This window comes from Lentzea sp. NPDC020367 (genome assembly GCF_044387305.1).
Taxonomy (GTDB): domain Bacteria; phylum Actinomycetota; class Actinomycetes; order Mycobacteriales; family Pseudonocardiaceae; genus Lentzea.
The window spans coordinates 643,363-661,874 of sequence record NZ_JBIRVV010000001.1 but is presented as its reverse complement, the minus strand read 5'-3'; the positions used below and the strand labels follow the sequence as shown (position 1 = coordinate 661,874).

21 protein-coding genes are annotated in these 18,512 nt (G+C 69.7%); 7 read left to right on the top strand and 14 right to left on the bottom strand.

Going from position 1 to position 18,512, the window contains the following annotated elements; genetic code table 11:
• The first annotated feature begins 17 nt into the window (after positions 1 to 17).
• Positions 18 to 404, top strand: a complete 387-nt coding sequence (locus ACH413_RS02925) for a glycoside hydrolase family 20 zincin-like fold domain-containing protein (protein ID WP_360029977.1) — start codon at positions 18 to 20, stop codon at positions 402 to 404.
• Here the strand turns inward: ACH413_RS02925 and ACH413_RS02920 are convergent.
• The 4 genes from ACH413_RS02920 to ACH413_RS02905 are packed head-to-tail and all read right to left on the bottom strand — an operon-like array spanning position 365 to position 4,544.
• A complete protein-coding gene (locus ACH413_RS02920) occupies positions 365 to 1,180 on the bottom strand; it encodes a carbohydrate ABC transporter permease (protein ID WP_360029975.1) in 816 nt (271 codons plus the stop codon). The genes ACH413_RS02925 and ACH413_RS02920 overlap by 40 nt on opposite strands.
• Positions 1,177 to 2,151, bottom strand: coding sequence for a sugar ABC transporter permease (locus tag ACH413_RS02915; RefSeq protein WP_360029974.1), 975 nt, complete (start codon positions 2,149 to 2,151; stop codon positions 1,177 to 1,179). Before ACH413_RS02915 ends, ACH413_RS02920 begins: the two co-directional genes overlap by 4 nt.
• Positions 2,148 to 3,554, bottom strand: a complete 1,407-nt coding sequence (ngcE, locus tag ACH413_RS02910) for an N-acetylglucosamine/diacetylchitobiose ABC transporter substrate-binding protein (protein ID WP_360029972.1) — start codon at positions 3,552 to 3,554, stop codon at positions 2,148 to 2,150. The genes ACH413_RS02915 and ngcE overlap by 4 nt, the downstream gene beginning before the upstream one ends.
• Before the next feature lie 27 nt (positions 3,555 to 3,581).
• Complete coding sequence (locus tag ACH413_RS02905) at positions 3,582 to 4,544, bottom strand: acyltransferase domain-containing protein (protein ID WP_360029970.1); 963 nt, start codon at positions 4,542 to 4,544, stop codon at positions 3,582 to 3,584.
• Positions 4,545 to 4,798: 254 nt separating this feature from the next.
• Between ACH413_RS02905 and ACH413_RS02900 the strand changes: the two genes are divergently transcribed.
• Genes ACH413_RS02900 through ACH413_RS02885 form a run of 4 tightly spaced genes read left to right on the top strand, consistent with a single transcriptional unit; the run spans position 4,799 to position 8,917 of the window.
• Complete coding sequence (locus ACH413_RS02900; RefSeq protein WP_360029968.1) at positions 4,799 to 5,761, top strand: Gfo/Idh/MocA family oxidoreductase; 963 nt, start codon at positions 4,799 to 4,801, stop codon at positions 5,759 to 5,761.
• Entirely contained in the window at positions 5,749 to 6,681 is a 933-nt protein-coding gene (locus ACH413_RS02895) for a Gfo/Idh/MocA family oxidoreductase (RefSeq protein ID WP_360029966.1), read from the top strand. The genes ACH413_RS02900 and ACH413_RS02895 overlap by 13 nt, the downstream gene beginning before the upstream one ends.
• A complete protein-coding gene (locus tag ACH413_RS02890; RefSeq protein ID WP_360029964.1) occupies positions 6,681 to 7,475 on the top strand; it encodes a Gfo/Idh/MocA family oxidoreductase in 795 nt (264 codons plus the stop codon). The genes ACH413_RS02895 and ACH413_RS02890 overlap by 1 nt, the downstream gene beginning before the upstream one ends.
• Positions 7,472 to 8,917: a beta-N-acetylhexosaminidase gene (locus ACH413_RS02885; RefSeq protein ID WP_360029962.1), complete on the top strand. Its 1,446-nt coding sequence runs from the start codon at positions 7,472 to 7,474 to the stop codon at positions 8,915 to 8,917. Before ACH413_RS02890 ends, ACH413_RS02885 begins: the two co-directional genes overlap by 4 nt.
• A gap of 4 nt (positions 8,918 to 8,921) precedes the next feature.
• Here the strand turns inward: ACH413_RS02885 and ACH413_RS02880 are convergent, their stop codons facing one another.
• The 8 genes from ACH413_RS02880 to ACH413_RS02845 form a co-directional block, all read right to left on the bottom strand.
• On the bottom strand, positions 8,922 to 9,701 hold the full coding sequence (locus ACH413_RS02880) for an SDR family oxidoreductase (protein ID WP_360029960.1): 780 nt from the start codon (positions 9,699 to 9,701) through the stop codon (positions 8,922 to 8,924).
• Positions 9,702 to 9,802: 101 nt separating this feature from the next.
• Positions 9,803 to 10,675: a LysR family transcriptional regulator gene (locus ACH413_RS02875; protein ID WP_360029958.1), complete on the bottom strand. Its 873-nt coding sequence runs from the start codon at positions 10,673 to 10,675 to the stop codon at positions 9,803 to 9,805.
• 40 nt (positions 10,676 to 10,715) lie between these two features.
• The gene (locus ACH413_RS02870; protein ID WP_360029956.1) at positions 10,716 to 11,075 is read right to left on the bottom strand and encodes a hypothetical protein; all 360 of its coding nucleotides are present in this window, start codon (positions 11,073 to 11,075) and stop codon (positions 10,716 to 10,718) included.
• 9 nt (positions 11,076 to 11,084) lie between these two features.
• Entirely contained in the window at positions 11,085 to 12,050 is a 966-nt protein-coding gene (locus tag ACH413_RS02865) for a hypothetical protein (protein WP_360029954.1), read from the bottom strand.
• Between the two features lie 111 nt (positions 12,051 to 12,161).
• Positions 12,162 to 12,680, bottom strand: coding sequence for a hypothetical protein (locus ACH413_RS02860; RefSeq protein WP_360029952.1), 519 nt, complete (start codon positions 12,678 to 12,680; stop codon positions 12,162 to 12,164).
• Positions 12,673 to 13,773: a hypothetical protein gene (locus ACH413_RS02855; RefSeq protein ID WP_360029949.1), complete on the bottom strand. Its 1,101-nt coding sequence runs from the start codon at positions 13,771 to 13,773 to the stop codon at positions 12,673 to 12,675. The genes ACH413_RS02860 and ACH413_RS02855 overlap by 8 nt, the downstream gene beginning before the upstream one ends.
• 12 nt (positions 13,774 to 13,785) lie before the next feature.
• Positions 13,786 to 14,172: a FixH family protein gene (locus ACH413_RS02850; RefSeq protein ID WP_360029947.1), complete on the bottom strand. Its 387-nt coding sequence runs from the start codon at positions 14,170 to 14,172 to the stop codon at positions 13,786 to 13,788.
• A complete protein-coding gene (locus ACH413_RS02845) occupies positions 14,169 to 15,503 on the bottom strand; it encodes a hypothetical protein (protein ID WP_360029945.1) in 1,335 nt (444 codons plus the stop codon). The genes ACH413_RS02850 and ACH413_RS02845 overlap by 4 nt, the downstream gene beginning before the upstream one ends.
• Positions 15,504 to 15,638: 135 nt before the next feature.
• Here ACH413_RS02845 and ACH413_RS02840 point away from each other — a divergent pair, with 135 nt between their 5' ends.
• Together ACH413_RS02840 and ACH413_RS02835 are read left to right on the top strand one after the other, a co-directional pair.
• The gene (locus ACH413_RS02840) at positions 15,639 to 16,772 is read left to right on the top strand and encodes a histidine kinase (protein ID WP_360029943.1); all 1,134 of its coding nucleotides are present in this window, start codon (positions 15,639 to 15,641) and stop codon (positions 16,770 to 16,772) included.
• A complete protein-coding gene (locus ACH413_RS02835; RefSeq protein ID WP_360029941.1) occupies positions 16,769 to 17,428 on the top strand; it encodes a response regulator transcription factor in 660 nt (219 codons plus the stop codon). The genes ACH413_RS02840 and ACH413_RS02835 overlap by 4 nt, the downstream gene beginning before the upstream one ends.
• Here ACH413_RS02835 and ACH413_RS02830 read toward each other — a convergent pair.
• Together ACH413_RS02830 and ACH413_RS02825 are read right to left on the bottom strand one after the other, a co-directional pair.
• Complete coding sequence (locus ACH413_RS02830) at positions 17,400 to 17,750, bottom strand: EthD domain-containing protein (protein ID WP_360029939.1); 351 nt, start codon at positions 17,748 to 17,750, stop codon at positions 17,400 to 17,402. The genes ACH413_RS02835 and ACH413_RS02830 overlap by 29 nt on opposite strands.
• A gap of 55 nt (positions 17,751 to 17,805) precedes the next feature.
• Complete coding sequence (locus ACH413_RS02825; RefSeq protein WP_360029937.1) at positions 17,806 to 18,435, bottom strand: hypothetical protein; 630 nt, start codon at positions 18,433 to 18,435, stop codon at positions 17,806 to 17,808.
• Positions 18,436 to 18,512: the final 77 nt, after the last annotated feature.

The window sequence follows — 18,512 nt, the reverse complement described above, 5'->3', positions numbered from 1 at the left end:
GTCCCAGGAGGAACGTCATGGCGATTCGCAGGCACGGCAAAGAACCCCGCCGCCGCACCGGACAGTTCCTGCTGGCCGAGGGCATGGACATCAGGTCGATCGGGAACGCGGGCGAAGCGGCGAAGCTGTTGCGCCGCTACGTCCACGAGGAGACGGGAATCGTCCTCGGCAACTCCCCGGAGGGCGTGGTGATGGTGACGCACGAGCCTGCGATGCGCGGACTCGGTGAAGACGGCTATGCCCTGCTGGTGAGCCCGAACGCGGTGATGCTGCGCGCGGCCACCCCAGCAGGGCTGATCAACGGTGTCGAGCAGTTCCGCCGGCTGGTGTCACCCGGCGGACGCGTGCCCGCGGTGGACCTGACTCACTTGACCGCGCCGGCCGTGGCCCCGGCCTGGATGTAGCGCTGGAAGCACACGTACGCGAGCAACACCGGCAGCATCGCGATGGTGAGGCCGGCGAACAGGCCGCTCCAGTCGCTCTGGTAGCCCTGCGACGTCGACAGCGCGGCGAGTCCCTGCGCCAGCACGTAGTTCTCCGGATCCGGGTTGAGCACCAGCGGCAGCGGGTACTGGTTCCACAGGCCGAGGAAGTTGAAGATCGCGACCGACACCAGGCCCGGTCGCGCCATCGGCAGCATCACCCGGAAGAACACGCCCCAGTGCGTGCAGCCGTCGATGAACGCCGCCTCGGCGATCGCGGACGGCAGCGTGCGGAAGAACGCGTGCAGGAAGAAGATGGTGAACGGCGTCGCGAACGTCGCGTACACCAGGATCAACCCGAGCTTGGTGCCCAGCAGGCCCATCTGCTCGACCGTGAAGAACAACGGCACCAGAGCGAGGAACGTCGGGAAGAACTGCGACGTCACGAACAGGTAGTAGACGAACCTGTTGCCGGGGAACCGATAGCGCGCCAGCGTGTAGGCAGCAATGCCCCCGAACAGCATGGTCAGGAACAACGCGCCGCCGACGACGATCACCGAGTTCAGGAAGTACTGCCCGATCGACGCCTCGTTCCAGGCGCGGCCGAAGTTCTCCCAGCGCGGCCTCTCCGGCACCGTCCACGGACTGGTGAGGATCTCCGTGTCGGACTTGAACGAGCTCGTCACCGCCCACAGCAGCGGGAACGCCGTGACGATCGCCCAGAAGCCGAGCGCGAGGTGCAGCGGGAACCGTTTCATGTCAGCTCCGTCCGGTTCTTGTTGCCGCGCAACGCGACGAGCGCGAACACGAGCGTGCCGAAGAACAACGCGACGCCCATCGCGCTCGCGTAGCCGAACTTGCCGTACTCGAACGCCGTCCGGTACAGCGACAGGCCCATGACCTCGGTGGAGCCGTCCGGGCCGCCCGGGCCGACCGTCATGATCTGGACCAGCGCGAACGCGTCCAGCGCGACCATGCCGAGGTACACGAACGCCACCTGGACGTTGTCGCGCAACAACGGCAGGGTGATGCGCCGGAACGTCGTCCAGCCCGTCGAGCCGTCGATCAGCGCGGCCTCGAAGATCTCCTTGGGAATGGCGTCGATCGCGGCGCTGAACAGCACCATGTAGAAGCCGACACCGGACCAGATCATCACCGCCATCACCGCGAACAGCGCGAGCGATGGTTCGGCGAGCCAGCTGCGGGCCAGCCCGTCGAGCCCGACAGCCCGCAGCACGCCGTTGATCAGGCCGTTGTTCGGGTTGTAGGCGAAACCCCAGAGCACGGCCACGATCGCGACCGACAGCATCTGTGGGAAGAAGAAAACGATCTCGTAGAACCGGGAGCCGCGAACACCGCTGCGCCCGTCCTTGCCGCCGCGCTGGATCATCGTGGCGAGGAACAGGCCGATGCCGATCGTCGCCGCGGGCATCAGCAGCAACAGCAGCAGGTTGTTCTTGATGGCGTCGAGGAACAACGAGTCGCCGGCCAGCCGGGCGAAGTTGTCGAACCCGACGAAATTCGCCTTGCCCGCCACGCCGTTCCAGTCTGTCAGCGACAGGTAGAACGCTTGAGCGTAAGGCGACACGACGAAGATGAGGTGCAGCACGAGCGCGGGTGCGAGAGCGCCGATGACGAACCCGTACCCGCGGTTGAGCCTGCGGCGCTTGCGCGGCACGGGTGGAGCGGGCGCCGCAGCCCGCTCCACCGGCCTGGTCAGGACGCTCACTTCCGTTCGTACTTCTTGATGCTGGTGTCCTTGGCCAGGTCGTCGGCCGCCTTCTGCACGCGGTCGACCCACTCCGCCGAGGTGATCCGGCGCGTCACCAGTTCGGCGACGGCGTCGTCGACGGCCTTGGTCAGCGTCGGGTACCAGATGCGGTGCCGGTAGTTGATGGTGTCGTCACCGGCCTTCTTCACCGCCTCCGCGACCGAGCTCAACGCCGGCGACATCGTGATGCCCTCGGTGGCGCCCTTGACCGACGGCAGGGTGCCGACGGACTTGGCGAAGTCCTTCATGGCGTCGCGGGAGAACAGCATCCGCAGGAACTCCAGGCCGCCCTGGACGTTCTTGCCCTGGCTCGGCACGAGGTACGCCTCGCTGCTGGCCGCGTGGATGGCGTTGGTCTTGAGCTTGCTGCTGGAGTTCAGCGACGGCACGGCGCCCATCACCATGTCGAACCCGGCGGGCGTGACGGACTTCTGCTCCGCCTCGAGCCACGAACCGCTGGGGATGATCGCGGCCTTGCCCTGACACCAGGCCGCCTGTGCCTCGGTGTGCGACAACGCTTCCGAGCCCTGCATGAGGTAGCCCTTGCCGGACAGCTCCGCGATCGCCTCGGCGGCCGCCTTCACCGACTCGTGCCGCCACGCGTTGGGCTGCAGGTTGTCGATGGACTTCAGCAGGTCCATGCCACCCCCGCGCACGGCCATGACCAACAGCGGATCGGTCATGTACTCGGGGAACTTGCCCTGGTAGGTCCAGGGCGCGACGCCGGTCTTCTTGATGTCCTCGCAGAGTTCGAGCATCTCCGGCCACGTCTGCGGCCACATCCAGCCGTTCTTCTCGAACAGCGGCTTCGAGTACCAGAGCCCCCAGGCGGTGTAGGCGTAGTTGAACCGCACGAACGCCCCGTCGTACGTGCCGTCCTCGATCACTCCGGGCAGCAGGGTGTCGCGCACCTTCACGTTCGGGTCGTCCCACGACGGCGAGTCGAGCAGCTTGTCCAGGTTCTCGAGCTGCTGGGACTGGTTGAGCGCGGCGATGTCGAGCCGGCCGGCGCCGGTGTTGTTGACGACGTCCGGCGGGTTGCCCGCGACGAACCTCGGCCGCAGCGTGTCGCCGACCTTCTGGATGCCCTTGTGGTCGATGGCCGAGCCGCCGAACTGCTTCTTGTACACGGCTTCGGCGGCGAGCACGTAGTCGTCGCCGTAGGCGCCCTTGAAGACGACGACCTCCAGCGGGGCGTCGGCCTTGACGCCGAACGGGTTGGTGGAGCTCTTGTCGCCGCCCTGCGACTGCTGCCCGGCGTTGCCGCCGGCGGTCACACACGCGGCCAAGGTGGGCACTGACAGGCCCAGCACGGCGGCGGCTCTGAGCATGCTGCGCCGCGAGATCTCGTGGGAGGACATGGCGAGGTCCGTTCTCGGTGGAGGGGATCAGGGAAGTGCGAGCCAGCCGCAGCCCTGGCGCCAGTGGCCGCCGGACTGGAGGTGGCTGACGATCGCGCGCTGCAGGGTGGTGTCCTGCGGCAGGGTGGCGAGGTCGCCGGTGCCGGGAGGCAGGTGGTGGACGAACTCCAGCACGTCGCTGTCGCAGTCCGGCGTGGGCCCGAACAGGCTCCACAGGCGTTGGAACCGGACGATGTTCGAGCTCTCCGGCAGGAAGTCGGCGAGCTGCGGGTCGAGCAGCCACGAACGGCAGGTGCCGTACTCGTAGCTCTCGTCCGGGAAGTGCGCCTTGAAGAACGGCCTGGCGCGGCGGAACGACTCGTCGCACGCCTCGGGGGTCATCGGCCCGTCGCCGGGGATGTGCACCTCCAGAACGGGTGTGCCGTCCTTCGGGCCGTCGTCCGACTCGGCCTGGTACTCGTCGACCGTGAGCACCGCGCGGTCGAACTGCAGTCTGCCGAGCCGGAAGAGCGTGCCGCGGAAGTGCCGAACGAGCCAGCCCTGCCGGTCGAAACCGCCTGTGTCGTAGTACTTGCGGTAGCTGGCGACCTTCGCGCCGAGGTCCTGCACGGTCGCCGCGGTGACGTCGAACGGGATGTTCAGCCTGCTGTGCAACGCCAGCAGCGACGGCAGTGCGAGCAGGAAGAGGTGGACGTAGAAGTAGCGTCCGGCCTCGCCGAGTTCGGCGGGGGCGTTCGGCCAGTCCACCTCCCTGCTCGGGATCGGGTCCGCCGCGTAGAGGACCTGGTGGCACCTCTGGAGCGCCTCCCACAGGTCCGGTGTCCTGTTCGGACCGGGCAGCGTCGCCAGCACGCCGGTGTGGTCGACGTCCGGGACGCCGAGCAGCGCGAGCCGTCGTGCGGCCTCCGCTGTCGTCACCGGTTCCAGGTCCGCGACGTCGGCTGCCGGTTGTTTCAGCAGCGCGGCGAGCCAGTCGTCGGTCGCGCTCATGGCGGCACCTGCTTTCCGGCGATTCCTTCCCCGAAACGGGAATGAATATGGCGTGTCTTGCCCTGGTTCGGCACATCATTATGTGTGACCTCCTGCACGTCAATGATTCTTCGCAGGTCACACGAACAGCTGAAGAATGACTACCGTGCGCTCATTCCCCCAGGCCAGAGCCTTGCACTACGTGAGGATTCATTCCTTCGAGTCCGGATTCATACCGTTGACTCGACAATCGGCGGCGCATTTGAATGGCACGCATGTCCCATCCCGGTCTCCGGCTCGCTGTCGCCGGAGCAGCACATCCGCACGTCGCCTACGTCCTCGACGAACTGCCTCTTCGCACCGATGTCTCACTCGTCGGCATCAGCGATCCGGACCCCGCGTTCGCCCACCGGTACGGGGTTCCGTCGTACACGGATCACCGCTCGTTGCTCGCCACCCAGCGACCTGATGTCGTTGTGGTCGCGGGGATCTACTCCGAACGTGGTCCCGTCGTGGTGGACGCACTGCGGGCGGGCGCGCACGTCATCGCCGACAAACCGTTGTGCACCAGCCTGTCCGATGTGGACGATATCGCGGCGGCGGCCTCCGAGACGGGGCGGTCCGTCTCGTTGCTGCTGGAGAAGAGGGGCTACCCGGAGACGCTCGCCGCCCGTGCGCTGCTCGACTCCGGAGCACTGGGATCGCTGGCGCTGGTGGCCGCGTCCGGACCGCACAAGCTCAACCGGAGCACTCGGCCGTCGTGGTTCCTCGACCGGTCGACCTACGGCGGAGTGGTGGCCGATCTGGCCGTGCACGACATCGATCTCGTGCTGTGGCTGACCGGCGCTCGCGAGGGCACGGTGAGCGCGGTCGGCGGCCCGTTGCACGGCGCGATCCTGCTGCGGGCCGGCGAGGTCGCGGCGACGATCGAGGTCAGCTGGCTGACACCGGACGCGGCACCGTGGCACGGCGACTACCGCATGCGCCTCACCGGCACCGACGGAACCGCGGAACTGCTTTGGGCACAGGGGGAACTGACCGCGGTCACCCGCGATCGTCCACCGTGGACGGTTCCGTTGCCGCCGGCAAGGCGCCCGGCCGCCGCAGCACTGGACGCGTTGGTGGCGGGCGAGGAACCCGAGGTCGGCACCTCCGCGAGCCTCCTCGCGACGCGGATCGCGCTGCTCGCCCAGGACAGCGCGGACGGCGGAGGGGTGGTGCACCGGTGGGCGGCCTGAGGTTCGCGCTGGTCGGAGCCGGTGCGATCGGAGAGACGCACGCACGGTCGATCACGTCCTCGGCCACGCTCGCCGTCGTCGTGGACAACAGCCTGGAACGGGCCCGGCGGGTCACGGCCGAGTTCGGTGGCACGCCGATGACGTCGCTGGCCGACGCGTTCGAGCACGTCGACGCGGTGAGCGTGTGCCTGCCCAGCGGCGCACACGCGGACGCCGCCGTGCTCGCGTTGCAGGCGGGCAAGCACGTGGTCGTGGAGAAGCCCATCGACATCACGCTCGCGGCGGCGGACCGGATCATCGCCGCGGAACAGGAGTCAGGGCGCACCGTGGCAGTGATCAGCCAGCGGCGGTTCCAGGCGGAGGCCGCGGCCGCGCATCGGGCGATCGGCGACCTCGGGCGGATCACCTCGGGCATCGCCGAGTCGACGTTCTGGCGGCCGCAGGAGTACTACGACTCCAAACCGTGGCGCGGCAACTGGGCGCTCGACGGCGGCGGCGCGTTGATGAACCAGGGCATCCACGCCGTCGACCTGCTGCTGTGGCTGATGGGCGAGCCGGTGGAGGTGCTCGCCCGCAGCGCTTGCCTGGCGCACGAACGGATCGAGGTAGAGGACACGGTCGCCGCCGTGGTGACGTTCGCGAGCGGTGCGCTGGGCACGATCACCGCGACCACGGCCGCCAATCCCGGCCTGCCGGTGCGGGTCGCGGTGCACGGCGATCGCGGCAGCGTCGTGATCGGCGAGAGCGGTTCCCTCGACGACGCGCATCTCGCCCAGTACACCGACTTCCTCGACGCCGTGCGCGACTCCCGCCCACCGCTCGTGGGCACCGCGGACGCACGCCGCGCGCTGGCCGTCGTGCTCGCCGTCTACGAGTCTGCCCGCACCGGGAAACCCGTCGCACTGAATGGAGAGCGGTAGTGCGCATCGGCATCATCGGCACCGAGAACAGCCACGTCGACCACATCATCGACTACGTCAACGCCAGGCAAGGCCCTCGTGTGGTGGCCATCAGCGGTGGCCGCTCGGAGCGCAACGAGTCGTTGCAGGCAAGGGGTTCGCTCGACCGGGTCGTGGACGCGCCGGAGGACCTGCTCGGCCTGGTCGACGCGGTCGTCGTCGCCGACCGGCACGGCGATCTGCACCGCGCCCACGCCGTGCCGTTCCTGCGCGAGGGCCTGCCGGTGTTCGTCGACAAGCCGCTGGCCTGCACGGTCGAGGACGCCTCTGCGATCGTCGCAGAAGCCGAGGCGCACAACGCACCGCTGACGTCCTTCTCCGCGTTGCGCTGGATCCCCGACACCGAAGCCCTTGCCGCGGAAGGTCCCGCACGCCGTGTCGTGACTTCCGGGCCCGTCGATCCGACCAGTCCGCACGGTGGCATCTTCTTCTACGGCATCCACCCCGTCGACGTGGCGTTGCGCCTCGCACCGGGGCCGATCCGGTCGGTCGGCGTCACCAGGCTCCCCGACCGCATCGCGGTTCAGGCCGAAGTGGGCGACACCGAGGTCGAGATCAACCTGGTGCTGGGCGAGGCACCGTTCACCGGCTCCCGCGATGGCGTGGAACGCACGCTCGAACTCGACGAGCACTACTTCGTGCCCGGCCTGCAGGCGTTCCTCGCCATGGCGGCCACCGGCGAACAGCCCATCGGCCACGACGACCTGCTCCGCCCAATCCACCTGCTCAACGCCGTCGCGAAGGCCATCGCATGATCATCCCCAAGCCGGTCCACCTGGTCCGCTCCCCTGGCGTCTTCACGCTGTCGCCCGCGTCCGCGATCGCCGCCTCAGGAGACGCGCTGCCCGTCGCCCGGCTCCTGCAGTCCTATGTGGATCTGCCGCTGCGCGAGGACGGCGACGTCGTGCTGGAGGTCGAAGGTGACGGAGAGGGCTACACCTTGTCCGTCACGCCGTCGTCGGTGCGGCTGCGCGGTTCGGTCGTGGGTCTGCGGCACGCCGTGCAGTCGTTGCGGCAACTGATCTCCGGCTCCGAGATCCCGGCGGTCGAGGTGCGCGACGAGCCGCGGTTCGCCTGGCGCGGCGCGATGATCGACGTGGCCCGGCACTTCCTGCCCCTGCCGTACCTGCGGCGGCTCGTCGACCAGATCGCGCTGTACAAGCTCAACGTCCTGCACCTGCACCTCACCGACGACCAGGGCTGGCGGATGCCGATCGACCGCTACCCGGCGCTGACCACCGTGGGCGGGCACCGCGCCGAGAGCATGATCGGCCCGGCCGGCAGCACCTCCTACGACGGACTCCCGCACGGCGGCGCCTACACCAAGGTGGAGCTGCGGTCGCTGGTCGCGTACGCGGCTGCTCGTGGCGTGACCGTGGTGCCCGAGATCGAGATGCCCGGCCACGCCCGCGCCGCGCTCGCCGCGTATCCGGAACTGGGCAACTTCCCCGACCGCACGCTGCCGGTGTGGACGGGCTGGGGCGTGTCCGAGGCACTGTTCGGCGTGCAGGAGAAGACCTTCGCCTTCCTGCGCGACGTCCTGACCGAGGTGCTGGAGGTGTTCCCGTCCCCGCACATCCACATCGGCGGCGACGAATGCCCCGCCGTCGAGTGGGAGACGAGTCCGCTCGCCGCCACCCGCGTCGCCGCCGAGGGCCTGCCGGGAGCGTCCGCGCTGCACGGCTGGTTCCTGGGCCGGATCAGCGAGTTCCTGGTCTCCCAGGGCCGTCACCCGATCTGCTGGGACGACGGCGAGAACCCGCACGGCCTCCCGCGCCAGGCCGCCGTGATGATCTGGCGCGACCCCCAGCACGGCCTGGAAGCCGTCCGCCGCGGCCACCACCTGGTCATGGCGCCGTTCCGCAGCACCTACCTGGACTACCCGCAGAGCGCCGAGGGCGAGCCGCCCGGCCAGCCCGCCGCCGTGGTGTCGCTGGAGGACGTCTACCGCAACGACCCGCTGCCGGCCTCGTGGGACGCGAAGTGCGCGGCGCGGGTGCTGGGGACGCAGGGCCAGCTGTGGACCGAGTTCGTGCGGACGCCCGAGCACGCCGAGTACCTGGCGTTCCCGCGACTGTGCGCGCTGGCCGAGTCGGCGTGGTCGGTCGAACGGGACTGGACCGACTTCCGCGCACGACTCGGCGAGCACCAGCCGATGCTCGCCGAGATCGCGCCTCACCACCGGAAGCTGGTCTGAGCACTCAGTTCCGGCCGGCCATCACACCGCCGTCGACGTTCCACACCGCGCCGGTCACCCAGTCACTCAGGCCCGACAGCAGGAACACGACCGCCTGAGCGACGTCGTCCGGCGTTCCGGTGCGCCCCAGCGGGTGGAAGGCGTTGAAGCTGTCGAGCGTGCCGTCGATCTCGTCCTTCGGGATGAACTCCTCGTAGATCGGGGTGCGCACGACAGCGGGCGCGACGGCGTTGACGCGGATGCCGAACGGCGCGAGTTCCAGGGCGAGGTGCTGGGTCAGCGAGTGCAGGCCCGCCTTGGCCATCGAGTACGCCGACGACGGGGTGGCAGCAACAGCCTGATGCGCCCACATCGAGCCGATGTTGACGATCGCGCCCTGGGAACCGCTCGCCTTGATCGCGCCGGCGACGGTCTGCGTGAGGAAGAAGAACGCACGGTTGATCGCCTGGTAACGGTCGTAGTCCTCCCCCGTGTGGCTGAGGAACTCCTTGGGGGAGAACACTCCTGCCGCGTTGACCAGCAGGGTGGCGTCGGCGTGGCCGGCCAGCTCCTCACGCAGCCGATCCACCTCGACGGTGTCCGCCAGGTTCGCGGCCAGTGCCGTCACCCTGCCCGGTGCGCCGAGGGCCGCAACGGCCTCCTCGGCGCTCGCGGGCGTGCGGCCGGTGACGACCACGGATCCGCCGGCGTCCAGCACGTGCCGGGCGACCGCGAGGCCGATGCCACTGGTGCCGCCGATGATGATCGCCTTCTGCCCGGTGAGGTCAGAGGTCTTGCCTGCCATGGTTTTCGCCTTTCACGTGTGCCTTTCTCGACGCCGAAACTACGGCCGGTCCTGGCAGCGCGGTAGACGATCTTCGGTGATGCGGTCATAACGAGAGGTAATCACTCACGGCACGCAGCCAGCGCGTCGGCGAACTCCTCCAGCTCAGCGGTCAGCGGGGTGTCCCGCGCCCAGACGGCCTCGTAGGAGATCTCCACCGACGCACCCGCGCGGACGAGCGGGCGGCACGAGGCGTCGCCGGTGACCTTCGACCGCGGCAGCAGAGCGGCACCGACGCCCATCCGCGCCCACTCCTCCTGCACGCGGAAACTGGCCGCCTCACCGGGATACCGGTGCAGAGGCAGGTCGTTGCCGCTGAAGAGCTGCGTCGTGAACTTCGTCAGGCCGCACGTGTCGGGAACAAGGATGTAGTCGGCGGCCGCGGCCGCCTCCAGTTCCAGCGGCGTTCCGTCGCCCGGCGCCGCGGAGTTGATCACGACGACCGGTTCGCTGGAGATGGACCGGCGGCGGAACGACGGCAACGGCAGCACGGCCGGAACCAGCAGAACGTCCAGCTCACCCGCGCGCAGGGCCTCGCCCAGCGCGTCCAGGTCCGCCTCCCGCAGCACCAGGTCACGAGGACGTGGCAGGCCACGGGCGGCCTCGAACGCGCAGGCCACCAGCTCGGACCCGATGAGCGGCGAGACGCCCATCCTCACGGCACCCGACCTCACCACCGCCAGTCGGCGCGACTCGCTCACCACGGCGTCGAGCAGTCCGAGCGCCTGGTCGATCATGGGCAGGATCCGCGTGCCGTGCGCCGTCGGCATCACCCCGCGCGGCGACCGGTCGAAGAGCTTGATGCCCAGCTCGTCCTCCAGCCGCGCGACGCCGTTGGACAACGCCGGCTGGGTGACGCCGTACGCGCGTGCGGCGGCGCTGAAGGACTTCGTCTGCGAGACGGCCTGCGCGTACCGCAGCCCTTCGACGTTCATCGCTGCTGGCAATCAGTCATACCCGCAGCTTATAGCCCGCTCACGCCTTGACGCGGGCCTTCGTGGTCCACATCCGGTAGCCCGCCGACACGGCCTCGGCCTCGGAGCCGAACGTCATGTCGCCCTTGGTCCGCCGGTAGTACGGCGAGTCGGGCGTGTGGTAGACCATCGTCTTCGAGTTGCCCTTGACCGGCAACGACTGCTGCTTCGCCGGCTTCGGCGCCACCGGCTGTTCGGCGATCACCACCTGTTCCGCCGCCGGCCGGGGCGCGGGCAGGGCGAGGCGGGTCTTCGGGCGTTCGGGCTGCAGGCGGCCGCGCACGGACAGCCACGTCACCAGCGAGCCGACCGCGAACGACACCAGGCACAGCAGGAACATCTGCGAGAACAACCAGAGCACAGCGAACTCCTAACGGACTACGACGTCGACCTGGCGTGTGGCCGGGTCGTACTCGCCGCCGGGGGCGGGACGGGTCTCGATGGCGATCAACGCGGGCGACACGCCTTGGCCCACAAGGACGTCGCGCACCAGTTCCCCGCGCTTCGTGGCCACCGCCTGGTCGGTGCCGTGTGCCACCAACGTGATCGAGGCGCGCGGCGCGACCAGCAGCATGCGGCCGACTCGTTGGATGAGCACCGTGCCGTGGCCTTCGTAGGCGGTGGTGCCCTGCACGAACCGGATCGCGCCGTTGCCGTTGACCAGGCGGGAGATCGAGTCGTGCAGCGCTTCGACGTTCAGGTCGCCGACCGCCGCGGACGGGCCGACCTCGATGCGGTCGGTGACCTGCAGGCCGTTCGCCGCCTGGGTGACGGCCTCGCGGACCGCGTTGGCACGGGCCTCGTCGGGGACGCGAGCGGCGATGGCGATCTGACCGTTGTGGACGGTCGCCGTCACGTCGGAGACCTTGGCGGACAGGGCGGCGGAGACCACCCGCCCGACGACGGCCGGGGGAATCGGCAGCAGGCCGCCGGTCCGGAGCGCGGCCGTGACGCGGTGGTCGGCGACCTGCACGGCCCCGATGAGCGCACCGCGTTCCTCGTCGTCGGCGACCGCGCCGGAGACCAGGATCTCGGCGCCCCGCACCGCGACGAACAGCTGGGCCGGTTCGGCCTGCCGCACCTCGGCCGCACCGACACCGGACACGTCGGAGACCACGGCGCGCACCGCGTCGACCGAGCGCGGCGCGACCTCGCTGACCACGACGGTCCGGCCCTCCACGGCGACAACACCGTGGTAGCCGGCCTTTCCGAGCGCCGAACGCACATCGGCGTCCAGCGTCCGCTCGATGCCACCGCCGTAGACGACCACGCCGGTGGCGGCGAGCAACGCGGGCAGCAACAGCCCGCCAATCCAAACCGCGTGAGGCAAACGCACGGCGCAGGGGTACCGGACCTCGCGACCGAAAAGCCAGCCGCTCAAGCCTTTCGAACCGAACTTCACCCGGTCAGGTGGCAGGAACCGGGCCTGCCACCTGATCCGGGGCAACTAGGCGACGACGGTCCGCGTCCGGCGCCAGGCGATCACGATCAACGCGATCAGGCCGAACAGCGGGATGGTGCTGACGGCCCAGGACAGGCCCATCGGCGGGCCGGGCTGCTCCATCACCTGGAGGTTCTTCAGCTCACCGGTCCCCGCGCCGGCCGGTCCGTCGACGTCGAACCGCATCGTCCACGTCCCGGGCTCGGGCAGGGCGTAGATGTCCAGGCCCCACACCTCCCGCTTGCGGGGATGACGGGCGAGCGGGTCGTCGTCCTCCGCCACACCCTCGTGGAGCACGGTCAGCGTGCCCTTCTTGCCGTCGATCCCGTCCTCGGGGGCGAACGTGAAGTCCAGCGACTGCATCGCCTTCACCGGCCACGTGCTGAAGCCGATGGTCAGGTCGTACGGTCCTGCCTGCACCTTCTCGGTGTGCACGACGTTCACCGGCTCGAAGGCCAGCGCCGGCGCGGCCAGCCCGAACAGCAGGGCGGCCGTGCCCAGCAGGCCCAGCAACGTCTTACGCATGGCGTTCTTCCTTTGCGGGTGCGAGGTGACGGAGCATGTGACCGAACCGGCGGCCGAGCATCCCGGCGAGGGCGCCGAGCAGCGCACCGGCGACGACGGTGGCCACGTAGCGCTCGATGGCAGGGAAGTTGCTGCCGTACACGAGAATGCGCTGCACGGGTGCGAGGCCCGTGATGATCACGCCACCGACCGCGCCGGGGACCCAGGCGGGCAGCCCGCGCATCAGTTCCACGGCGACCGCGACGAGGATCAGGCTCATCGGGATCATGTTGGGCAGGCCGGGGACGCCGTCGACGTAGTCGCGCAACGGCAGGCCGGTGGCGTCCGCGTAGACCTGGGTGGCCCACGGGGAGAACCACCAGAACACGGCCTGAAGTGCGGCGACGACCACTCCGACGACGAGAGCACCGCCGCGCTGCTTCAGGACGTACGCGCCCATGAACAGGATCATCACCGAGAAGAACGCGCTACCCGCGTTGACCGTGTTGACGAGTCCGCCGGGCAACGCGCGCAGGCCGAGCACGGTCACCATGCTGAACGCGAGCAACGTGGCCGCGGCACCCGCGACGCCGTACGTGCCCCAGCGCTCGTCACGGGCGACCGCGAAGATCATGACCGCGCCGACCATCGTGATGGAGATCGACAGCAGCAGGCCGATGTGCGGCGGCGAGTCGATCACGGCGTCGAAGCCGTACAGGCCGTGCCACCACTGGTCCCACAGTCCGTAGACCAGGAACAGGGCCGCGCCGATGCCGGAGATCAGGTAGCCGACGGGTGCCTCGAACGTGCGCCCGAAGACACCGACCGCGCGGCCGCCGACCATCGGGTCGATCGCCTTGTCCCGCTTGGCGTTCGCGGTCGTCATCAGCACCACGGCGAGGCTCGCCAGGCCCGAGATCGCGCTGCCCGCGTACAGGAACAGGTGCGGCATGGTGAAGAACGTGTCCGGGCCGACGTCGGAGTGCCACTGGATGTCCCAGGTCAGTCCGATCAGCGAAAGCAGGGTGCCGCCGAGCACGACGCTCGCCGGGATCAGCCCCCTCGGGACCGTCCTCGCCGACGACGCTGCGGTCGCCGCGATGTTCACAGTCATTTCCTCCCCCTTCTAGGTGAGCAGCAGCGGGATCACGACCCGCTCGCTGCGCAGTGACACGGTGATCTCCCATTGGCCGGCCATGAGCAGGTCGACGCCCGCGACCTGGTACTGACCGGGGGCCCGCGGCGCCGCCGTGATCGGGGCGAGCGCGTGGCCCATCTGCGGCATCGCCGGTTCGACCGTCACGTCGCCGTCGGCGGCGTTGCCGGAGCGGTCGGTGATGCGCAGGTCGAACGTGTTGCTGCCGGTTCTGGTGCTGGTGGGCGTGAGTTCGAACCGGAACCCTCCGCTCTCGGCGAGGTGGGGCTGGGCCTCGACGCCGCGAGGCCACAGCACGACCAGCGCGGCCACGATCGCGATCACCCCGGCCAGGACGGCTACCGCTGAACGCTTCACTTCGAGGCCACCTTCCCGGGAGGAACGTCGACGACCTCGGGCACGGTGACGATCGAGTAGTCCCGTTCGACCTGGATCCACACGAGGTACCTGCCCGGCAACGGGAACGAGTAGGTGAACGGCACGTCCGGCCCGTAGGCGGCGACGCTCTCGTCCGGCTTGTCGGGCATGCCCGGCGTCGGCGGGATCATCGAGTGGACGTGCGCCCAGATCGGCGCGCTGACGGCGGTGTCGGTGACCGGGCCGACGACGATCATGTGGCCGAGCATGCCCAGCCACGGCTGCAGGTCGCGCTCACCGAACTTCGCGGTGATCGTGCTCGGCCTGCCCGCTTCCCGGATGTCCATCGCCGTCTCGGTCTTCCCGTCGTTCGCCAGGGCGGCAGCGGATCCGGCAACGTCCACACTGGACCGCAGCAGCTGCACTCCCCCGCCGCGCCGGGCGATCTCGGCGGCGATGGCGTACGTGCCCTGTTCGGCGTCGCGCAGCCGGGCGCGGTACTCGCCAGGTGCCGTGCGGACCGGGTGCAGGTGCCGGAGGTGACCGGACGGCGACACCACGACGAGGTGGATGAACGCGCTGTCGTGCACCAGCAGGTCGTCCACGGGCCGTCCGGACGAGCCGTCCGTCAGGCTGAGCACCAGGTCGTTGCCGTCCATGCCCGGCACCAGATTCACCGGCGGTCGTGAGAAGTCCACTATGGATGTTCGCTCGTAGGGGTTCATCACGTTGTCGTAGGTCGGGTCCAGCTGCGTGCCGGGCGCCGCGACCGGCGGGATGCTCGGCGCCAGCAACGCCGCTGTCACCCCGACCGCCACCGCCGCGACCATGCCCGTCGTGGGCACGAGCGCGAGACCGGGCCTGCCGAACACGGCGAGCAGCAGTGCCGCCAGCAACAACACGCCCGCCGCGATGAACCCGCCGTAGGTCGCGTTCTCCCACGGCGACGGCACGAGCGCCGGGACGACGAACGGAATGGTCGCCTCGTCGACCGCCAGTTCCCACGGTCCTGGCCGGTCCACGCGCAGAACACCGGAGTAGAACCCAGGTGTGGCACCGAGTTCCACCCTGGCGGTGCTGGTTGGAGCACCCGCCGCGCGCAAGGTCAGTGCGACCTCACCGGCCGGGGTGCCGGCGTGCGTCACGACGTCGACGTGCACCGGCCCCGGCACCTCCGCGACCCGCCGGATGATCACCGTGAGGTCGCGGTCGCCGAGACTCTGCGCGACGTGGACGTCGGCACCGGACTGGACACCGTCGGCCAGTGCGGGGGCCGCGATCCCCAGGATCGCCCCCAGCACGAGCAGCAAGGTCACACCACGTCGTTTCATCGCGGCCGAACGTATCGATCATGCCCGCCTCACCGCGTCACTGCCGAGACGGAAACCGCATCCCCCGCACGGGGGACCTCCGACCCCTGCGAAGCGGGAGGTTCTCAGGGACGCCATCGGGCAGGATTGCGCTCGATGGATCTGATCAAGCTGCCCCTCAAGCACCAGTCGTGGCTGGTCGCGGCCGTCTGCATGGTCGTGGACGGCGGGTTCGTGCTGCTCGACGGCGAACCGTTGCGCCAGACCGTGATCGTGCTGGCCCTGACTCTGGCCGTGGACGCCATGCTCGCCGGTCCCGCCCGCCTGTCGATGTGGGTGGCGGCAGCGCAGGCGGCCGTCCCGGTGATCGTCCTCGTGTCGATGCGCAACGGGATCGACGCCAACGACGCCGGAATGCTGATCGCCGGTTACCGGGCCGGGGCGTGGTTGCGCGGCACACCGGCCTACGCGTCGCTCGGGTTCCTCTCGGCCAGCCTCATGGCCTGCATGATCCTCACCGGCCACGGTCCGTTGCAGGCGCTGCTCCTGGCGGGCAAGGGCGCGTTGCTGCCGTGGCTCGTCGGCCGCTACACGACGGCCCGCCGCGCCTACCTCGCCGAGCTGGAGAAGCGGTCGGCGATGGCGGAGAAGGACGAGAAAGCCGCTGTCACCAAGGCGATCACCGAGGAACGCGGCGCGATCGCCCGCGACCTGCACGACGTGATCATCCACCACGTGAGCGCGATCGGACTGCACGCCGGAGCCGCCAGACTCGGTCTGCCGGAAGGAAATCCCAAGCTCACGAACTCGTTGCGCGCGGTCGAGACGTCCAGCCGCGCGGCCATGGTCGACCTGCGGCACCTGCTCGACCTGCTGCACGGCGACAAGTCCGAGGGCGCGCGCCAACCGGGACTCGACAACCTCGACGAACTCCTCGACGGCGTGCGTGCGGCGGGCAGACCGGCTCAGCTGGAGGTGCGCGGGCAACGGCGGGACGTGCCGGAGTCGTTGGACATCACGGTCTACCGGATCATCCAGGAGATGCTGACCAACGCGCTGCGGCACGGCGACGCGTCCGGTGTGACGGTGACCTTGGAGTACGCGCCGGACGCGCTGACCGTCGCCGCGCGCAACGTCGCGGGTCCCGGCGACGACTCGGGATCGGTGCGCCGGGGCCTGGTCGGCATCCGCAACCGCGCGGGCATGTTCGCCGGCACCACCCGGTCCGGGCTCGAACCGGACGGCCGCACCTGGCGCACCGTCGTCACGTTCCCCCTGGAGGCGTCATGACCCTGTCGGTGCTGCTCGCCGACGATCACGCGATGCTGCGCTCCGGCATGCGCGCGATCTTCGACACCCAGGACGACCTCCAGTGCGTCGCGGAGGTCGCGGACGGGCGGGCCGCGGTCGCCGAGGTCGCGCGGCTGCGTCCGGACGTGGCGGTGCTCGACATCCGCATGCCCAAGCTGGACGGCCTCGGCGCGACGGAGCTGATCCTCGCCGACCCCGCGAACCGCACGAAGGTCCTGCTGCTCACGACCTATGACACCGACGAGTACGTCTACCGCGCGTTGAAGGCCGGTGCCAGCGGGTTCCTGCTGAAGTCACTGCCGCCCGAGGAGCTGATCTCCGCGGTCCGGGTGGCGGCACGCGGTGACGCGTTGATCGACCCGTCCGTGACGCAACGGCTGATCGCGCGGTTCGCCGTCAGCCTCGCCCCTCCCCCGACACCGCCCGAACTGGCCCTGCTCACCACGCGCGAACGCGAGGTGCTGCTCCTGGTCGCGGCGGCCCACAGCAACGCCGAGATCGCCGCGCGGCTGCACGTCGGGGACGAGACGGTGAAGACGCACGTCTCACGGGTGCTGTCGAAGCTGGGACTGCGGGACCGGGTGCACGCCGTGGCGTACGCGCACATCAACGGGCTGGTGCAGCACCGCCGCTGACCCGTTCGTCGACCGTCCAGGCGCGGGTGCGGGAGCGGTCGAGGAACCGCTCCTCGTCCTGCGCGATGCCCGAGTCCTCCGCGAGGACCGCCGCCAGCCACGCGTGATAGGTCGCCTCGTCCGCGAAGCTCAGCAGCGTCACCACGTCGAACTCGGCCGGCAAGCCGCGCTCACCGGCCTCCGGCAGGTAGTTGCGCGCGTAGCGGACCGGTGCCGGCGCGAGGCTCAGGACGAGCGGGACGTGGTGGTTCTCGTAGTAGTCGACGAACTCGTCCCTGCTCATCCCGGCGCGTGCCTTGAGCAGAGCCATGATGGTGGTCACGACTCACCACCCTACGGTCTGGTGAGCCGCGAGGACCCCTCGTTCGCCCCGCGGCTCAGCTCTCCCAGATCACCGGCGACTTGGTGTAGCCGTCGCCGCGGTTGTACTCGCCCGCCGCGACCTTGGAGCCGTCCGGCGCCGCGGTCAGCACGCAGGTCTCGTAGGTCTCACCGGCGGCGGCGAACGTCTTCGGCGCGCTGGTGGAGTCGCACTTCGGGGTGTCACCGCTGATGATCACGCCGGTGCCCTTGCCGTCGGTGCCGAGGCCGCGCAGGGAGACCGAGGTGTAGCTGAGGTCCGTGCCGCCGAGGTTCTCGACCTTGACCCGCAGGTAGAACGGGGTGACGTTCTTGGCCTTGTCGCCGAACTTCGCCAGGTCCTCCTTCGCGCCCGCCTCGATGGCGGTGAGCGTGACGGCGATGGTGCCGTTCTTGTCACCGGAGGCGAACGGGATGACCGCGCGGGCGCCGACCTTGAGCTTCGTGCCGGGAGCGGTGATGTCGCCACCGGCGGGCACGGCCGGAGCCTCCTTCGACGCGCTGGTCTCCTTGGTGCTGCTGCTCGCGGCCGTCGTGGTGTCGGTGGCGGGCGTCGCCGTACCGGTGGTCTCGGAGCCGCAGGCCGACAGCAGCAGACCCGCCGTCGCGGCGGCGGCGATGAACAGGGGGCCACGGGCGTGCGTCACTGCGGGACTCCTCGGACTGCGGAACCTGGGTTGCCCAGGACGCTAGGCCGGATGCCGCAGCGGCGGTATCGGTCGTT